Below are 17,742 nucleotides of genomic sequence, written 5' to 3'. Positions count from 1 at the left end.
GACTTAGTTGGTTATCGATATTAATTGGAGCCTTGTGTGAATAATGATGGCTACACTTCCTTAAGTAATTTTATCGACCTTCTTTTAGATGCTATTTGTGTTGTTGATAAGACGGGACGATTTGAGTTTGTCAGTGCTGGGGCCGAGCGTATTTTTGGTTATACCCCAGAAGAAATGATCGGTATGCAAATGCTTGAGCTTGTCTTACCTGAGGATAGAGAGCGCACCCTTGCAACGGCTAATGAAATTATGGCAGGTCGATTTAAAGTCGATTTTGAAAACCGCTATGTGCGCAAAGATGGTGTTGTTATCGATATTCTATGGTCTGCCCGCTGGTCTGATGCTTATCAACAGCGCGTAGCCGTTGCCAGAGATATCACTAAAAGCAGAAATGCAGAGCGCAGACAAGCGGCCTTATATGAGATTTCTGAAGCTGTGCATGTTGCAGAAGATCTCCTCGCCCTCTATCGTCGTATTCACGAGATTATTGCTAAACTTTTACCGGCAACAAATTTTGCTATTGCATTGTATGATCAAGATTTAAACGAGCTCAGTTTCCCCTATAAAGTGACGGCTCAAGAAAATACATATATTGATATTAGTCGTTTTAGTATCTTTACCGAACAAGTCATCCACAGTGCAGAATCTTTATTACTTTGCCCAACGTGCTTAGCTGACTATCCTCAGATGATGCAGGAAGAGCTTGATAATGGCAGTTTAAGTTGGCTAGGAGTGCCGCTAAAGCTACAAAAAGGAGTTATCGGTGCTTTAATGATGCACAATGAGCCAGATTCTGATTCTTACACGCACCAAGACCGTGAACTGTTGGAATTTGTATCGACACAAATTGCCTTTGCCATTGAGCGCCGACAAATGCTTGCTCGACTAGAGCATATAGCACTTTATGATCAACTGACGTTGTTACCCAATAGAGAGCTCTTCTACGATAGATTTCAAAAAGCGTTATCTCGTGCGCATAGAGAGTCAAGTTACTTCTCTTTGCTTTATTTGGACTTAGATAAATTTAAATGGATTAATGACACCTTTGGCCATAACGTGGGTGACTTATTATTGCAAGAAACAGCACAGCGGATAGTGAGTTGCGTGAGAGACGCTGATACGGTCGCGCGTTTTGGCGGTGATGAGTTTGTTATTTTACTTGAACGTGTTGACTCAGCGCACAATACCTTAATGGCGGCTCAAAAAATATTACAAGCATTGAATCAGCCCTTTGAACTTGTTGATGAGCAGCTGTACATACTTCCAAGTATTGGCATTGCCTTGTATCCAGAGCATGGTGCGGATGAAAAACAGTTACTCTGCTGTGCAGATGCTGCCATGTATAAAGCAAAAAAGAATGGTGGAAACCGAGTTGAAATGGGCTATCAAGGATTAAGAACCGTGCATGTGAGCCCTCAATCAGTTCGTTCTGACGTTGATACTCCTGATAACGTGACAGCTAAAATGAGTTAAGCCTAATTTATTTCGATTATTCATGTGGTTATAGAGGTTTTGTCGTTTAATGGCAGAGTGTTAAAAGCCTATAGTCACTCATTAAATGCCCGCGTATGTCAGTGACATACGCGGGCATTATTATGGTCAGGTAGAGTCTTATTTAAAGCTTAAAGCTATTCACTTCTTGCTGTAGTGAGGCGGCTAAATGAGCCAGTTCTTGAGCTTGAACCATAGAGGTTTGTGCTTCAATTGACAGGTTTTCAGATACTTCACGAATCGACTCCGTATTGCGATTGATTTCGCTCGTGACTGAAGTTTGTTCTTCAGCTGCTGTTGCTATCTGGCTAGCCATATCTGAAATATCATTAATCGCTTTACTGATAAGCAGTAAACTTTCGCTGGCTGAATTAGCATCATTCACGCTGGTTTCTGCCATTTCATGGCTCTGGGTCATAGACTTAACGGCTTTGCCCGCGGTTTGTTGTAGGGTTTCGATCATGGCTTGAATTTCTTGTGTCGATGAATGGGTGCGTTGTGATAGTACGCGAACCTCATCTGCAACGACTGCAAAGCCCCGACCTTGGTCACCTGCTCGTGCGGCTTCGATGGCTGCATTGAGTGCGAGTAAGTTGGTTTGCTCGGCGATACCACTGATGGTCAATAAGATGCTGTTAATTTTCTGTGAGTGCTCATTCAATTCACCAATAATACGCCCAGCGGTTTCAACTTCACTGGCTAAATTACGGATAGATTGCTGACTTTGTGTGACTTGTTTATGGCCATTCTTTGACAGCCCAACCGCATTTTGTGCTGTCTGCGCCGTATGTTCTGCATTGCTGGCAATTTCTTCAGTCGCGCTGGCCATTTCGGTAACGGCGGTGGCGACCATAGTTACTTCATCTTGTTGTACTTCAATGCGCTGGCTGTTATCTGTTGCCGATGCACTGCTGCCCTTGGCTTGATACTCGAGTTGACCTGCAATCTTATGCATGCGAGAAATCATGCCGTGAAGACGTTCGACAAAGCGGTTAAAGCCCGATGCTAGCATACCAATTTCATCGTGCTTGTTGGCTGTATGAATACGTACGGTCAAATCACCTTCACCTTCGGCTATGTCGTTGAGGGCTTGAGCAACGCGTTCGAGGTCTTTAAATTGGACTTTGAATATCGCGAATAAAATCAAACCGAATAGTATTAGAAGAGCGATACCCACGGCAGACATCCACCAAGCTAATGTCGTGGCGTGTGTCATAATCTCTTGTTTATCCATCACGAAAATCAGCGCCCAATCCGTCGAAGGGATTGCCGCAACATAGACTAATTTAGTTGCACCATCGAGAGTGCGTTCTTCCATGGTATTGGCAGTAATGTGTTGTGATAACCAGCTATTATTGAAATTAGTATCAATGTCAGTCAGTTGCTGAGCGTTTAACTCACTTTTAGGGTGGCTGATAATCATTCCCGCACTATTGGCCATTAGTGCATAGCCTTTACCGGGCACTTCTAAGCGTTGCACCGCATCAGTTAGTTGATCTATCGTTAAGTCTGCGGCCGTGACCCCAAAGAATGTTCCCGCGTTCATGACGGGTTCGGCAATGGTCACAACTTGTTTTTTTAAGGTTGCACTGGAATAGGGCGCCGTCATGATCATTTTTTTTGCGGCTTTAGCACTAATATACCAAGGGCGTGTGCGGGGATCATAATTAGCGGTATTCAACGAGGGATCTTGGCGATACATGTCGCCTTGCTCGTTACCATAGTAGGTGAGCGAAAAGTCCATCGTATTATGTGCTTGCTGTAAAAATGGCGTAACGTCAAGGTTTGGATTCGTTTCGATTGTTTTTTTTAGGCTGGTAATGGCTATTTTTCTATCTTGCATCCATAAACCCATTCCTTGTGCAAAGGTGTTGGCCAATTGATCAATTTCATTCTGGGTATTTATTAATGCGTTACTTCGAATAAAATAACTGGATATGCTGACTAGCACCGCGATGGTGAATACTACAGCGAAGAGACTACTAAATAGCAGTCGTGTTTTGAGCGTCATTTGCATAACTCATTCCTTATTTATGTTAGTTATTTAACGTTTTAATATCGCGGCGGAAATCGTTAAGGTATTAATCAATAATAGGGTCATTCAACATGAATAGCTTTAATTCACTGATATTAAGCTTTGTTAAATTAAATATTAAAAATACCGATTATAGATATCAATACCAAGCATGCTTTGAGGTTAATAACTTTATTGAATACAATGTACTCTTTAATAATGCAAAAAATATGTTGAATTAAAATATAGTTAAGACAGGGTGAAATGTCTTAAAGGGACTACATTCATCACCTTAAAAGTATCAGTTTATATAAGTGAGTGTTGTGATATGAAGTGGATTTTACCGTGTTAGAGTTAAATAGCTTTTGGCCACGAATAAAATATGGATATAGTGGCAGAGGGCGTTGAAACTAAAGTGTAAGTTGATTATCTCGCCGCTAAAGGCGTGTACCTTCATCAAGGTTATTTTTACGCAGAACCATTACCGTTAGATAAATTGATCCGTTTTTATAATAATTCCTCCCATTAATAAAAAAGAGGCTCAGTAGAGCCTCTTCAGTAATGGCGATGACTCAGTTTAGTGAGCCATAGTATTTTTTATTAGTACGCAACGTTGCTCTTTTTGGCGGGTCTCGAGTAAAGTGCGGCGAGCGAGATTCGATAATCCGGTTTGGCTATCGAGAACTTTATTTAATGCGGCAATACTTGTGTAATTACAATCTGTAGGGATCAGGTTGTAACCGTAGTTGCGCATAAATACCGGCCCTTTTTTGTCCATATCGTTCAAGCTCGACAGGCGTTCTTCGGCGGTTGCTGCACTTAATAGCTTTTGCTCTGCAGGATAAAGGTTGGCCATGACAATCCGTTGTTTAGCAAAGGGCAAGCTGTCTTGGTGGACTTTACTTAACCAACGACGTTTTGCGCTAGCCTCTGGGCGAATAACCTCGGCAGCAAGTGCCGCTTTTTGGCCTGCATCAGAATTATCTTTGATAGCTTCAGTGTTTAAACGCTGCAATGCATTAGGAAAATCATAACGATTCAGTTGAATGATGATTGCCCAACGTAAATCTTGATCTAAGGTTAATCCTTTAATTTTGGTGTCGCCGTCTAGTAGCTGCGCTAAATGACGTAGTGAATCCCTATCGCTCGCTAAACTGACATAGGCATTAAACCAGCGGCGCTGAAAGTCATTATCGTCTTTACTTTCCATCGTCTTTCTCAGGCTCATTTGGCTTAAGCCTTTTATGGCATTTTCAGCGTAATTTTGTTGAATTGGTGCAATTTGCGCTAAATATTCCTTTGAGCGCAACATGCTATCAATAATCTGACCGACGATAGTGTAATCGGACTCTGCTGGCGCGTTCACAAAAACAGTACTGAGATATTGTTCTAGGCTTAATTTACCCTCGCGAACACTGTCCCACAGGCTTTGCCATAGCATAGAACGTAGCAGTGGATCTGATACATTACTCAGCTGTTGCTGAGCTGTTGTAAAAGATTTTCTATCGAGCTCTACTTTGACAAAGCCCCAATCATCAAAATTTGGATACACTAAATCAGGGCAGCGTTCGCCAACCAGTTGTTTGACTTCAGTACGCCTGCCCTTGTAAGTCACAGGCACGGTAATGTCATTTCTCAAGCCAGAACGTGATTGAGTAAACAAAGCCACTTGAACTTTTTGTTCGCGCAAGATGGGGAGTTCGGCACTTGCTGGCAGCTGCACCAGGCTAAATGCGCTAATGCGGTTACCATTACAACGGTATTCCGCTTTAATCGTATTAACACCAGCACTATAGAGCCACTCTTGAGTCCACGCCGTTAAATCACGGCCTGCGGCTTTACCTAGGCTATTAATAAAATCGTCTAATTCGGCATTTTGATAGCTGTATTGTTTTAAATAATTACTTACGCCGCGCCTAAATACCATGTCGCCTAGCAAGTGGCGCAGTTGTTTTAGTGTTGACGCGCCTTTTTGATAAGTAATCGCATCGATATTATCGAAGGCATTTTGGGTTGTCGCGACGGGTACTTCAATGGGATGAGTGGTGACTAGGCTATCTTGCTCATAGGCTTTTTGTTTACCTGTGGCGTAAAAGTTGCGCCATGCATTAGTAAACTCAGTCGCTTCTTGAGTCGCGAGTGTGCCCATGAAAGAAGCAAAGCTTTCATTAAGCCACAGACCATTCCACCATTTCATGGTGACGAGATCGCCAAACCATTGGTGTGCCATTTCATGCATGATAACGCCCGCAAGACTTTGCTTTTGATCGGCTGTCATCGCTGCTTTATGCAGGAAAATATCTTCTGAAAAGGTCACCGCGGCTGCGTTTTCCATGGCGCCATAGAGAAAGTCTGGCACTAGAATTTGATCGTATTTCTTAAACGGGTAAGCAATGCCAAAGTAGTTATCAAAGAAAGTTAACCCTTGTTTAGTGTAGGTAAACCAATCTTGTGGCGTTACTTGATTTGCCACAGACTCACGGGCAAATAAACGCATTGGATAACGACCTGAGTTATCTTGCCACACATGGTAAGGACCAGCGTGCATCGAGAAGTTATACGGACTCAGTTTAGGCGTGTCAGGAAAGCTCCAGCGGTTATAAGCACCTGCTGGAGTGACTTGTGTTTCACGCATTGAGCTAATGACTTGCCAGTCTTTGGGGGCGGTGACAGTAATTTGATAGTTAGCTTTGATATCGGGTTGATCAAATACCGCAAACATCTGCTGGGCTGCAGCGGGTTCAAAATGAGAATAAAGATAAACTTTGTCATCAACCGGATCTTGGAAGCGATGTAAACCTTCACCATTGGTACTGTGAGCGCGGGTAAATTGTACCTCGACCGTGTTTTCACCTGAGGTCAGTAAACGCGTGTTCAAGCTGATATAGGCACCATTATAGTTAGGATATATCGCTGTGCCATTGATTATAAGGCGTTTTATCTGTGCTTTATTTAAATCCAGACTCAACTGTTTGGGTACTTCACTAAGCCTAAATGTTACCTTTGACGTGGCAGAAAACTCAGTCTCACCCGTGAGTTTAAAATCCAACTCATAGCGAACATCGGAAATGACCTGTGAGCGAAGTGATGCCTGATATTGGCTGATATAAGCACTGTTATCGCGCGGTGCTGTATTCAATGTGCTATGGGTTGCGCACGACATTAATGCACTACAGGTAAGGGCAACCAAACTGGCTTTAAACAAGTTCACAACTTAAATCCTTCAAACAATTGATTTTTAAGCTGCAGAGTGAGCGTTCGCTATCGCACAGGCTTGCATGACTAAGGTGAGCCTTAGCTGGCAGCGCGGTTAAGTTATAGCGGCATCATTGCAGGGTATTTTGGCCGAGTACACTACCTTATTTACTTAGGATAACCAATGTTAAAAATGTAAAAAAAAGCCAGCATTTAAGCTGGCTTTGTGAGAACGCAATACTTTACATATTGCGTTCTATAGGATAATTACATACCTAAGAAAGACTTAGACTTTGTTTTACGGATTTCTTTTTCATCAGACCATTCAATCAAGCCTGTTTCTAAATCCATTAAACGCATTGTCATCTTGTAGTACACGTCTTTAGTGCTACCGTCTTGCTTAACGATGCTGGATAAATTTCCGTATAACATGTATTGAGCGCCGATTTGACGACCAAACTTAATGGCGGTTGAGGGATCGACCATACCTGTATTGTTTTGGTAGTCTAGTTGCTTACGAACGGCATCTACTTTGGTCATATCGATAAAGCGGAACTTGCCTGAGCGTAATAGCTTGTTACTGATAGAGTCGGTCACTGACTCGGTATCAATATGCTCAGAAGTTTTATTCTTAATGCTATCGACGAACAGGATGGGGCGATTGTTGGCTGTCATTGCGACGATCGGTGGGAACGTCATCATACTATCGACCATTTTGGCCGCAATAGCTTGTAGATCCGTTGAACCAAAGTTTTCGTTGACGGTTTCAACTTCGGTGGCATCGCCATATTCAACTTTAGATTGACATGCTGCTAGCCCGATCACCGCAGCTAGCACAAAAATCAGTTTAAATTGTTTCATAGTCAGTTCCATTTTGTGATTGTATAAACCCAATAACACTCGTCTTATCTAAATGCATCTTGCGCTAGGCTAGATGATTATTGAATAAATGCGGGTGTAATTACCAGTATCAATTGCCCAGACTAAGGTGGTTTTGCCTGCTGCAACGTCAATTTTTGCCGGTGGCGCTTTATCTATCTGCAAAGTGTATTCACCTGCATTTAGATAACGCCGCCCGATTTGTGCTTGTTTTGGGAGCGTTAACCAACTACGGCGGTCGGCTTGCTCTGTTACTACGTTAAAAATCTGCATGGCAATACTCCCGATATTCGCGGCGTTATTACCAGGGCTGCCACTTTTCTCGATTTGATAGGCCATTTCTGATTTAGCGTACACCCGAGCCACTTGGCGCACTAAAGTGGCGGGCAGTTCTTCTTTCAGTGCAGTGATAGCTAACGCATCTATATTAGCAATCGGTTCTGTTTTCAGCACTGTACCTAAGCCTTGTACTTGCGTCTCTGGTACAAAAGTATTGTTTGGCATATAAGTGGCTAACGATACGGTCTGCCAGTTGCCGTGGATGGTAAAAGGTACTGTGAGTGATTGTTTTGCAGGTACAAAGCCACGCTCGACCATTAAAATAACTTGGCCATCCTGCGGATTAGGTAGCGTAGCATCACCCCAACGGCGTTTAAACTCATCATATTGTGGCATACCAAGCTGTTTAGCCAGGCGTACAAGATCTTGTTGTAAATAAGTATTATCGGGAGTGATTTGTGCGGCTTTACGATAATCGATATAAGCATCATTAGGCTCACCCAATACTTCATGCAGCAGGCCGGTAGTATAATAACTGTAGGCGTTTAAGAAAGAGCTGGTCACTGTTCCTGCCGCCTGACCTAGTTTGTTAACTTCGGCATCGATAGTGCCGTTTGCCATGGCTTGTACTGACTGTTGTGATTTTTGATAGCGTTCTTGCTCGCTACTTTGCAGCTCGTTACTGCGACGAACCTCAACTAAAGCGCCTTGATAATCGCCACTAAACAAATAGTTAAGTGCCTGATATTGGTGCAGCATAATACGTTCATATCCAGGGCCTCGATAGGGGATTGCATTATCGTTTAACACTAGACTACTTGCGGTGGCGCCTATGCCGCTGGCACTGATTTTGGCTTTATCATCAAAGGCGATGTAGGCATCGACCGCTTGTTGGTAATATTGTTTACTGCGCGCAAAGTCGCCTGCAACTTGGGTTATACGGCCCGCCTCTTGAGCGTAGAGTAGGCCATCTTTACCTGTGATATTACTCGTTAGTTTATCGATATCCGCCAAGGGAGTTACGCTATTGAGCTGCTGTTTAATTGGTTCAATTTGTGCGGGGTAATTGATAAAAATACTGTTATAGGCGCATCCTGATAAGCTCAACACCACACCTAGCATTAGCACGGGTCTTATAAAAGTTCGACATAAAGGGGCAACGAAGGACGGTTTCATTATTGTGCTTCACCTTTTACGGTAGTCGGTTGGAGTGACAAAGCGTGAGTTTGTTCAGGCATCAGTGATCGCTCAAGCAAGGTGATCCCTTGAAGGTGATCGAACTCATGTTGAAAAATACGTGCGATAAAGTCTGTTAATTTTGCCTGCTGCCACTCGCCTTGTAAATTCTGATAACGCACTTCAATGGTTTTATGTCTTTGTATAGTAAATCTTTGCCCTGGGACTGATAGGCAACCTTCTTCTCCGCTGACGAAGTCATTTGATGCATAAATAATGCGAGGATTCACCACCACGACGGGAGCCATGTTCGGCGCATCGGGATAACGTTCGTTCGGGCGTGAGGCCATAATAAATAAGGCTAAAGGACTGTGTACCTGCGGGGCTGCAATGCCAACACCTTTGGCCGCTGCCATACTGGCAGACATTTGCTGGGCAAGCTCAGTAAGCGCGGCGTCAAAGTGCTGCACCGCGATAGCCTGTTGCTTGAGAATGTCTTCACCCACTAACGCTATGGGCAATAGAGCAGAGGGGGTTGGCCTTAAAAATGTAAACATCGCATTCCCTGGATATTTTGCGTTGACCGTCTGTTAATTAAAGTTTCAATCAACAGTATCGGGTTAGTAATGAGGTGGCGGCGTTTCTTCAGCCTGAGTCGCCATATTACTCGGCTCCATGTCTTGCAACTTACCAATTAACATATGAATTTGGTGCTGCTGATGGGCGACAAGTCGATTCAACTTGATCACTTCTTGGTTTAACTCTTCGACGGTGAGCTCCTGAAAAGCCAATTTAGTTTCTAGCTCTTCAATCTGTGTTTGTACGCCTTGCATGACTAACCTCTATTGCTGCCAAGTTTCAACTAGGCCTTGGCTACTGATACTAACGACTTTATTGGTATCTCGAATTGCTACTGAGTATACAACGGCTCCTCGACTTTGGCTGTTTTTAGTAAGTGAAATCTGCCATTTACCGATTTCTTTACCGGTATCACGTTGCCAGAGTATGACTTCTCTGGCGGGGGTTCCCGTCAGTATTTGAGTGTCATTATTGACAAATCTTATCGCTGAAAAGTTCATTTGACGGCGCTGAATATCCAATTTATTTAAAAGGTTACCACTTGTGTTATCCCAAATTTTGGCTTCATTGGTGCTGCCATTGGTGAAGCTTAAACTGCCACTCTCATTGAGCGCGACTTTGGTAATGCGGCTGCTTAAGGTCCAAGTATGTAACGGTTGTCCGGTTTGTGCTTGCCAAAGAATAGCCTGCATATCATTTGAGCCTGTTAATGCTAATCGGCCATCCGCGGAGAGCGCCACGCTATTGACGCGATCTTTATGTCCTAGAAATTTGATTAAGGCACTTCGGGCTGAATTGAGTGACATGACTGAACCATCGTTTAAACCAACGAGTAGCACGCCATTATCCGCTACTGCAACGCTTTCACCGGATGATGGTAAGGACCACCAGCCTAAAGGTTTGCCATCAGCCATTCTCCATATAGCGACAGAATCTCGACTTAACGACGCGGCAAATGTCCCGTTGGGAGAAATCGCTGTGCTTGTAACACCGGTATTGATATCACCATGTATCCACTGATATTTAAGTGTATGAGTACTGAGATCCCAACATTGCACTCCGCTATTTTGTGTTGCGACTAGGGCAAATTCCCCATGACTTGACAGGCTAGCGCTATAGCTAGGTTCTGTCGTGAGAATGCTAATATCTTCCGCTTTAGGGCTACAAGCGGCAAGAAGAATAGTACAAATTACCAGCAGTAGGTATTTCTTCATGAACTTGCTCCCTAAGTTGCTGTCTTTAGAGTTGATAAAGTGACATTAATCACTATTAACCCATAAAGAATCTAGTTGGTATAACTGAGATAACTAGTATAAAGTTGTCGCGCTTAGGTTATTGTAACCGCTTGAGGATGCTGAGGAAGCTTTAATGAAATCGATTTATAAATTATCGTTAGTAGCATTAGCCGTTATTGGGCTATCTGCTTGTAATAAAGAAGAAAAAACAGAAAGTGTTGGCGCAAATGTTGAATTAACGACAGAAGCGCAAAAAGAAGCTTACAGTGTCGGCGCTTCAATCGGTCGTTACATGTCAGGTCACATTAAAGAGCAAGAAGAGTTAGGTCTACCAGTAGATCGCACTTTAATTGTTACCGGTTTCACTAATGGCTTGAATGACCAGCTGAAATTAACTGAAGAAGATATGCAAACCATTCTTCAGAGTTTAGATAAAAAACTAAACGATAAGCGTCAGGAACAAGCGACTGCTATTTCTGCAAAAAATATTGAAGATGGTAAAAAATACCTAGAAGAAAACAAAGCTAAGCCTGGTGTTGTTACCACTGAATCGGGCTTGCAATACGAAGTATTGACACCGGCGACGGGCGAGAAGCCAGCAGCTGAAGACACTGTAGAAGTGGATTATGTGGGCACTTTGCTCGATGGTACTGAGTTTGATAGCTCTTACAAGCGTGGCGAAACGGCTAAATTCCCGTTAAATCGCGTTATTCCTGGTTGGACTGAAGGCGTTCAGTTAATGCCTGTTGGTGCTAAGTTTAAGTTTGTTATCCCATCAAGCCTAGCTTATGGTGATCGCGATACTGGTACTATTCCACCAAACTCGACACTGATTTTTGAAGTTGAATTAAAGTCAGTTGAGAAAGCATCTGCAGAACCTGTTGCTGCACCTGCTAAAAAATAATTGGCTTTGTAATATATAGCTATTAAAAATACCGCTCCTTGATGGGCGGTATTTTTTTGTCTTTTAAAAAATTATTATCTGAATTCTGGCTTAACTCAATGCTTAGATTTAACGGGTTTACAGACTTTTATAATGTTTCATTTCTGGTTTATTACCTATGTAGTAAACATATCGCCATCAGTGTTAATCGCTAATTATATTTCAAAATAATGAACGCTAAATTAAGCTTTAATGATATTTTTTAATGTATCTAAAATATCCTGTTTTTTATTTATTATTAAGTACCTCATACTGAATAATATTTTAAAAATATCACATAAAAAGGTTGTCCATCATTTAAAGTATTCAACGATAGATTTTGTCTAACATGTATTTTGCTTACTGATTGTTTTCACATGGTTAATATTTTTAATTTATTATGTTGTTCTGTTTTATGAACAAGTATTTACGCATAATAACTTACTCATCAATATGTTACGTTTGTAATGTGCGAGCTGCGCCTCTATTTTTTCACATCCAACTCTGGAATAATCCCTTCGAACGTTAACAGAACGTTAGCGGCAAAATTATAATGATGGGGTTGATGGTATGGAAAGTGTTAACAAATTAACGGCTATTTCTTTAGCTGTCGCGGCGGCTTTACCTATGATGGCAAGCGCCGATGTGATGATTACCGAGTATGTTGAAGGTAGCTCAAATAATAAAGCGATTGAAATTTATAATAGTGGTACCGCAACCGTTGATTTGACTGGTTACAAGCTAGTTCAATATAGAAATGGTAGTACAGTTGCAACTGATATGGCGTTATTAGATGGCCAGACTATCGGTGCCAAAAAGTTAAAGGTTATTAAAAATCCCAGTGCGGCTTTAGATTTGGCTGTTGATGTAGATGCTATTGATGGTAGTGCAATCTATTTTAATGGTGGTGATGCCGTTGCTCTGGTTAAAGATGGTACGGTTGTTGATATTATTGGCGATGTGCCAACACCGACAGACTGGGGATTGGACGTTACCCTAAAGCGTAAATTAGATGCGTTAGTGGCGAATACTGTATTCAACGCCGCGCAATGGGAACAATTACCTAAAGATACTTTCTCAGGTTTAGGTTCACTAGATAAAACGGCAGAGCCAGAACCCCCCGTATTTAGCTGCACTGGCGCTAAAATTGTGCCTATTTATCAAGTGCAAGGTGCGGGTGAGTCTAGCCCATATATTGCTGACGGTACGTTTGAATCGGAAGCTGAAGTGACCGTGCGCGGCGTAGTCACCGCCCGCGGCGAGAGTTTGTTTAAAGGTTTTTATTTACAAGAGATTAAAGGCGATAACTCTCCGTATACCTCCGATGGTGTGTTTGTATTGCTCGGAGAGGCAGCACCTGCAGAAATTCAACCTGGCGTTGAGGTTTGTGTACAGGGCAAGGTGACGGAGTACTTCGGCTTAACTCAAATCGATATTAAAACCGATAAGAAATTTGAAGTCGGCGCTAAAGGCGATGTTCCTGCCCCAGTGCCATTTTATGTGGCCGATGGTGAAACCTTAGCCCAAGCGTTAGAGCGCTATGAAGGTATGAATGTCGTGTTAGATGCGGGTAGTGATCTTAAGATCAGCCGTACCTTTAGCTTTGACTATGCGGGTAAGCGCAACAACATGTTAGTGTCTTATCAAGCGCCTTTGATGAAACCAACACAGTTATACCCCGCACTTTCTGCCGAAGCGACAGCGTTAGTCAAGTCTAACCTCGAAAACCAACTTTTTATTGAGTCCGATTACAAACCTGCCGATGGCGAGATCCCATACTTCCCCGATTTCAACGTTGAAACGGGTTACATCCGTGTGGGCGATCAACTGACTAATCTGCAAGGTGTTATTGGTTATAGCTACGGCGCTTATCGTTTAGTGGCAACTAACCAAATCACAGCGGGTGATTTTATCCGTGGTGATGACAGAACCGATGCGCCCAGCGTTGCGACTAAAGGTGATATTCGCGTTGCCAGCTTTAACGTGTTGAACTTTTTTAACGATGTCGATGGTGGCAACACTAATCCCTCTGGTAGCAATCGTGGCGCATTAACGCTTGAAGAAATGGTGTTGCAACGCACTAAAATTGTTAGCGCAATTACTGCCATGAACGCTGATATCGTTGGCCTGATGGAAATTGCTAACAATGGTTTTGGTGAAAAGAGTGCGATTAAGGATTTAGTCGATGCGCTGAACGACAAACAAACGCCTGAAAATGCTTATAGTTTTGTTGAAATTGCAGATGCCGATAAATATGACGGTCAATACTTTGGTTCTGATGCTATTACTGTCGGCATGTTATATCGTGGTGGAAAAGTGACCTTAGCGGGCGCTGCACAAGTGATCGATACTCCAGAGCAGCATGCCAGTGCAGGTTCTGTCACTCGTACTAAAAATGACAAAACTGAGGTGAACCCAGGTAACGATGCTTACCAACGTCACAGCTTAGCGCAGGCATTTAAGATCCATAACGAATCCCTAACTGTTGTTGTTAACCATCTCAAATCTAAAGGTTCAGGATGTTTAGAAGATTGGATGAATTTCGAAGACTCAGTCGATCCAGCCGATCAACAGGGCAAGTGTAATGCTTTCCGTGTGTCTGCGGCTAAAGTGTTGGGTGAAACGCTAAAAGACGTCAAGGGCGGTTTATTGGTTATTGGTGATATGAACGCCTACGGTATGGAAGATCCTATCCGTGTGCTGACTGATTTTGATGCGAGCAAGTCAGATCGTGACATCATGACGGCTTCATGGACGACGCTCGATGGCAAAGTGTTTGAACGCCAAGGTAGTAAGATTGAAAAAGGTTATGGCTTGATTAATCTCAACACTAAGGCTCATGGTGTGGGCACATACTCTTACAGCTATAACGGTGAGCTAGGTAACTTAGACCACGCTTTAGCCAATACTAGCCTTGCTAATCGTTTAGTGGATATTGAGGATTGGCACATCAACTCAGTAGAATCTAACTTGTTTGAATATGGTAAAAAGTTCTCTGGCGAGTTGGCCAAATCTGAAAATGCCTTTTCGGCATCAGATCACGATCCTGTGATTGTTGCCTTAAGTTATCCAGCGCCTGTTGTGACACCCACACCGACACCTAAACCTAAAAATGATGGCGGTGCTTTGGGCTACTTAGGTTTAGCCTTAATATCCCTGTTTGGTTTGCAGCGTCGTCGCCGTTAGGTTGGCTTGTGCTCACAAGATAAATTTGTGAGCTAAACTGATGTAAAAAGGATGGGTAACCATCCTTTTTTTATGGTTGTTATTAAATGGGGGATTTTTAGATGGTAGTCATTTTTGAGCATAGGTTAATAACCTGAGTATTAAGTAAACTAGTTGAACTTCATTTACTTCGCAGTAAACTGCAGATTGGTGTTATTGATTAGGAAGTTATAATGAGTATTTGGTTCAGACCCATCACTTTAGAAGATTGTGTGCGTTTAGATGCAGGTATGGGCGGTAAAGGCACATTAATGCAAACCTTAGGGATAGAGATAAGTGAGATTGGCGACGATTATTTAAAGGCAACGATGCCAGCCAGTCCTGCGGTACATAATCCTTTGGGCATAGTGCATGGCGGTGCGAATGTCGCACTTGCTGAAACTGTTGCCAGTTATGCTGCAAATTTTGCGGTGGATTTTGAACAATATTACTGTGTGGGACAAGAGATTAACGCCAACCATCTACGGGCTTCCCGTAATGGCGTGTTAACTGCAACAGCTAAGCCTATCCATCTGGGTAAACGCAGTTCAGTATGGGAAATTTTAATCCACAACAGTGCGGGTGAACTGACCTGTATTTCTCGGATGACAGCAGCGGTCGTTAAACGCTAAATGCAATTGGCTAGCCTATTTCCAGTCGTGTGAGTAGCGTATCAATCGTTTGATTTAAATAACATATGATTAAGGATTAGCTATGGATAATGCAACAATTTGGGAATGGGTTGGTTATTTAGCCTCTGTAGTCGTGGCGATTTCGCTGATGATGTCAAACATCAAAAAGTTACGCTGGTGGAATCTTATCGGCGCGGCTTTATTTGTGGCGTATGGTATTGCAATTAGTGCTTATCCTGTTGCCTTAGTTAACTTTTTTATCGTATTAATTGACGCTTATTATTTGATTAAGCTTTACCGTGAAGCCGATTCACCCGCCCATTAATCCCAATATATTACCTTCTGTTTGCTTGTATCTAACAGCCCCTTTGATTTTCGATAGCAGCTTTAATAATGCCGTCTATCGCAGGTCATGGCTGTTTAGCCTACGTCATTGTTCAATTATCTTGTTGCACTACGTCTAATCTTATTTTCAGATTGAAAGAATCTAATTTAATCGCTTTCTTGTTGTGTGGTAATTGTCTATTCTTGCTCTATAGGCAACATGTCATCCGCCAAGGAGATAAGCCATGGCTACCATTTATGATCTAATTGAAACGTGGTTAATTACCCATCAAGACTAAGGAATAAGATATGAGTCAACAGAATCTAGCAAGTCAGTACTTAACGAGCCAAAACGGTGCACCTGTCGCTGATGACCAAAACTCATTGTCAGCGGGCGAACGCGGTCCTTTATTATTACAAGATTGGCATCTGATTGAAAAATTAGCCCATTTTAACCGCGAGCGTATTCCTGAACGTATCGTGCATGCTAAAGGTACTGGTGTTTATGGTACATTTACCCTGACAAAAGAGTTAAGTGATTTTACCATTGCCGACCATTTCAATGGTGTGGGCAAGCAAACTGAAACCTTTATGCGTTTCTCTACCGTAGGCGGTGAAATGGGATCAGCCGATGCCGAACGTGATCCACGTGGCTTTGGTCTGCGCTTTTATACCACTCGCGGTAATCACGATATTGTAGGTAATAATACGCCGACGTTTTTTATCCGTGATGGCATAAAGTTTCCTGATTTTATTCACACGCAAAAACGTAATCCGCAGACTAACTTAAAAGATCCACAGGCCATGTGGGACTTTTGGTCGCTAAACCCTGAAGCTATGCATCAAGTGACTATTTTGATGTCGGATCGCGGTATTCCGGCCAACTACCGTCAGATGCACGGTTATGGTTCACACACGTTCTCGCTATGGAATGCTAAGGGTGAGCGTTTCTGGGTGAAGTTTCACTTTAAATCTCAGCAAGGCGTGGTCAATTTAACCAATGAACAGGCAGATAAATTAAAAGGTATCGACCCTGATTCATCCCAGCGCGATATGGTTGTGGCGATTACTGATGGTAATTTCCCGCGCTGGAGTGTCAATGTACAGATTATGCCCGAGGCAGATGCGAATACTTACGCGATTAATCCATTCGATTTAACTAAGGTTTGGCCGCATAGCGACTATCCATTGATTGAGATAGGTGTGTTAGAACTGAATCGACTGCCACAAAACTACTTTGCTGAAGTTGAGCAAGTGGCATTGGCACCGAGCAATTTAGTGCCCGGCGTAGGCGCTTCGCCAGATAAGATGTTACAAGCGCGTTTGTTTGCCTATGCTGATGCTCAGCGTTACCGTATTGGCGCTAATTACAACCAGTTACCGGTAAACTGCCCACACGCAGCTAAGGCAAATCATCATCAACGTGGCGGCGCAATGGCCGGTACACAATGCCCGTTTAGCCATAGTCAAACCGGTGGTGATGCCAGTGCCAATTATGGCCCGAACAGTACCCCATCAGCCTTAATTGAGCCGGTTAACTTTACTGAGCCACCACTTCGATTAGAAGGTGAGGCTGCGCGTTATAGTCGTTATAACCAAGACGATTACACTCAGGCGGGTAACTTGTATCGTATCTTTAGTGAAGACGAAAAAGCACGCTTAGTGGCTACGATTTCAGGCTCACTTTGTCAGGCGAGTTTGGATGTGCAGCAACGTATGCTGGCGCACTTCACCCAAGCCGATGCTGATTACGGTCAACGTATAAAGCAAGCGTTAGGTCTATAGGGCATTAACCCTATTTATGTAACCTGA

Annotated in this window: 13 protein-coding genes; 6 read left to right on the top strand and 7 right to left on the bottom strand. The window is 42.9% G+C overall.

Annotation, left to right across the window (positions count from 1 at the left end):
• Nucleotides 1–36 precede the first annotated feature (36 nt).
• The gene (locus tag ACRN9H_RS13625; protein ID WP_432314438.1) at nt 37–1,473 is read left to right on the top strand and encodes a diguanylate cyclase domain-containing protein; all 1,437 of its coding nucleotides are present in this window, start codon (nt 37–39) and stop codon (nt 1,471–1,473) included.
• Between the two features lie 142 nt (nt 1,474–1,615).
• Here ACRN9H_RS13625 and ACRN9H_RS13620 read toward each other — a convergent pair whose 3' ends face one another.
• From ACRN9H_RS13620 to ACRN9H_RS13590, 7 genes are all read right to left on the bottom strand, one after another.
• Nucleotides 1,616–3,508 carry a methyl-accepting chemotaxis protein gene (locus ACRN9H_RS13620; protein WP_432314436.1) on the bottom strand — a complete coding sequence of 631 codons (1,893 nt, stop codon included), beginning with the start codon at nt 3,506–3,508 and terminating at the stop codon, nt 1,616–1,618.
• Nucleotides 3,509–4,082: 574 nt separating this feature from the next.
• Nucleotides 4,083–6,716, bottom strand: coding sequence for an aminopeptidase N (pepN, locus tag ACRN9H_RS13615; protein ID WP_432314435.1), 2,634 nt, complete (start codon nt 6,714–6,716; stop codon nt 4,083–4,085).
• A 251-nt stretch (nt 6,717–6,967) separates the two neighbouring features.
• Nucleotides 6,968–7,561: a penicillin-binding protein activator LpoB gene (gene lpoB / locus ACRN9H_RS13610; RefSeq protein ID WP_432314434.1), complete on the bottom strand. Its 594-nt coding sequence runs from the start codon at nt 7,559–7,561 to the stop codon at nt 6,968–6,970.
• Nucleotides 7,562–7,630: 69 nt separating this feature from the next.
• Entirely contained in the window at nt 7,631–9,034 is a 1,404-nt protein-coding gene (locus tag ACRN9H_RS13605; RefSeq protein ID WP_432314432.1) for a COG3014 family protein, read from the bottom strand.
• Complete coding sequence (gene def, locus ACRN9H_RS13600) at nt 9,034–9,591, bottom strand: peptide deformylase (protein ID WP_432314430.1); 558 nt, start codon at nt 9,589–9,591, stop codon at nt 9,034–9,036. The genes ACRN9H_RS13605 and def overlap by 1 nt, the downstream gene beginning before the upstream one ends.
• A gap of 63 nt (nt 9,592–9,654) precedes the next feature.
• Nucleotides 9,655–9,867, bottom strand: coding sequence for a SlyX family protein (locus ACRN9H_RS13595; RefSeq protein WP_220774696.1), 213 nt, complete (start codon nt 9,865–9,867; stop codon nt 9,655–9,657).
• Between the two features lie 9 nt (nt 9,868–9,876).
• Entirely contained in the window at nt 9,877–10,827 is a 951-nt protein-coding gene (locus tag ACRN9H_RS13590) for a WD40 repeat domain-containing protein (RefSeq protein WP_432314428.1), read from the bottom strand.
• Nucleotides 10,828–10,981: 154 nt separating this feature from the next.
• Here ACRN9H_RS13590 and fkpA point away from each other — a divergent pair, with 154 nt between their 5' ends.
• From fkpA to katB, 5 genes are all read left to right on the top strand, one after another.
• Nucleotides 10,982–11,752, top strand: a complete 771-nt coding sequence (gene fkpA / locus ACRN9H_RS13585; RefSeq protein WP_432314426.1) for an FKBP-type peptidyl-prolyl cis-trans isomerase — start codon at nt 10,982–10,984, stop codon at nt 11,750–11,752.
• 588 nt (nt 11,753–12,340) lie between these two features.
• A complete protein-coding gene (exeM, locus tag ACRN9H_RS13580; protein ID WP_432314424.1) occupies nt 12,341–14,956 on the top strand; it encodes an extracellular exonuclease ExeM in 2,616 nt (871 codons plus the stop codon).
• A gap of 212 nt (nt 14,957–15,168) precedes the next feature.
• A complete protein-coding gene (locus ACRN9H_RS13575) occupies nt 15,169–15,606 on the top strand; it encodes a PaaI family thioesterase (RefSeq protein ID WP_432314422.1) in 438 nt (145 codons plus the stop codon).
• A gap of 82 nt (nt 15,607–15,688) precedes the next feature.
• Nucleotides 15,689–15,931 (top strand): YgjV family protein, encoded by a 243-nt coding sequence (locus ACRN9H_RS13570; RefSeq protein ID WP_220774877.1) that lies wholly within the window; start codon nt 15,689–15,691, stop codon nt 15,929–15,931.
• A gap of 308 nt (nt 15,932–16,239) precedes the next feature.
• Nucleotides 16,240–17,715, top strand: a complete 1,476-nt coding sequence (katB, locus tag ACRN9H_RS13565; RefSeq protein WP_432314420.1) for a catalase KatB — start codon at nt 16,240–16,242, stop codon at nt 17,713–17,715.
• The last annotated feature ends 27 nt before the right edge of the window (nt 17,716–17,742 follow it).

This window comes from Shewanella sp. MF08487 (assembly GCF_050848685.1).
Lineage (GTDB): Bacteria > Pseudomonadota > Gammaproteobacteria > Enterobacterales > Shewanellaceae > Shewanella > Shewanella glacialipiscicola.
This window is presented reverse-complemented; position numbering and strand designations above follow the sequence as displayed.

Bases quoted from the DNA above. Each gene is read 5' to 3' on its own strand.
- ACRN9H_RS13575 (WP_432314422.1), top strand. From the start codon at position 15,169: ATGAGTATTTGGTTCAGACCCATCACTTTAGAAGATTGTGTGCGTTTA.
- ACRN9H_RS13605 (WP_432314432.1), bottom strand. From the start codon at position 9,034: ATGAAACCGTCCTTCGTTGCCCCTTTATGTCGAACTTTTATAAGACCC.
- fkpA (WP_432314426.1), top strand. From the start codon at position 10,982: ATGAAATCGATTTATAAATTATCGTTAGTAGCATTAGCCGTTATTGGG.
- ACRN9H_RS13590 (WP_432314428.1), bottom strand. From the start codon at position 10,827: ATGAAGAAATACCTACTGCTGGTAATTTGTACTATTCTTCTTGCCGCT.
- lpoB (WP_432314434.1), bottom strand. From the start codon at position 7,561: ATGAAACAATTTAAACTGATTTTTGTGCTAGCTGCGGTGATCGGGCTA.
- katB (WP_432314420.1), top strand. From the start codon at position 16,240: ATGAGTCAACAGAATCTAGCAAGTCAGTACTTAACGAGCCAAAACGGT.
- ACRN9H_RS13620 (WP_432314436.1), bottom strand. From the start codon at position 3,508: ATGCAAATGACGCTCAAAACACGACTGCTATTTAGTAGTCTCTTCGCT.
- exeM (WP_432314424.1), top strand. From the start codon at position 12,341: ATGGAAAGTGTTAACAAATTAACGGCTATTTCTTTAGCTGTCGCGGCG.
- ACRN9H_RS13570 (WP_220774877.1), top strand. From the start codon at position 15,689: ATGGATAATGCAACAATTTGGGAATGGGTTGGTTATTTAGCCTCTGTA.
- ACRN9H_RS13595 (WP_220774696.1), bottom strand. From the start codon at position 9,867: ATGCAAGGCGTACAAACACAGATTGAAGAGCTAGAAACTAAATTGGCT.
- def (WP_432314430.1), bottom strand. From the start codon at position 9,591: ATGTTTACATTTTTAAGGCCAACCCCCTCTGCTCTATTGCCCATAGCG.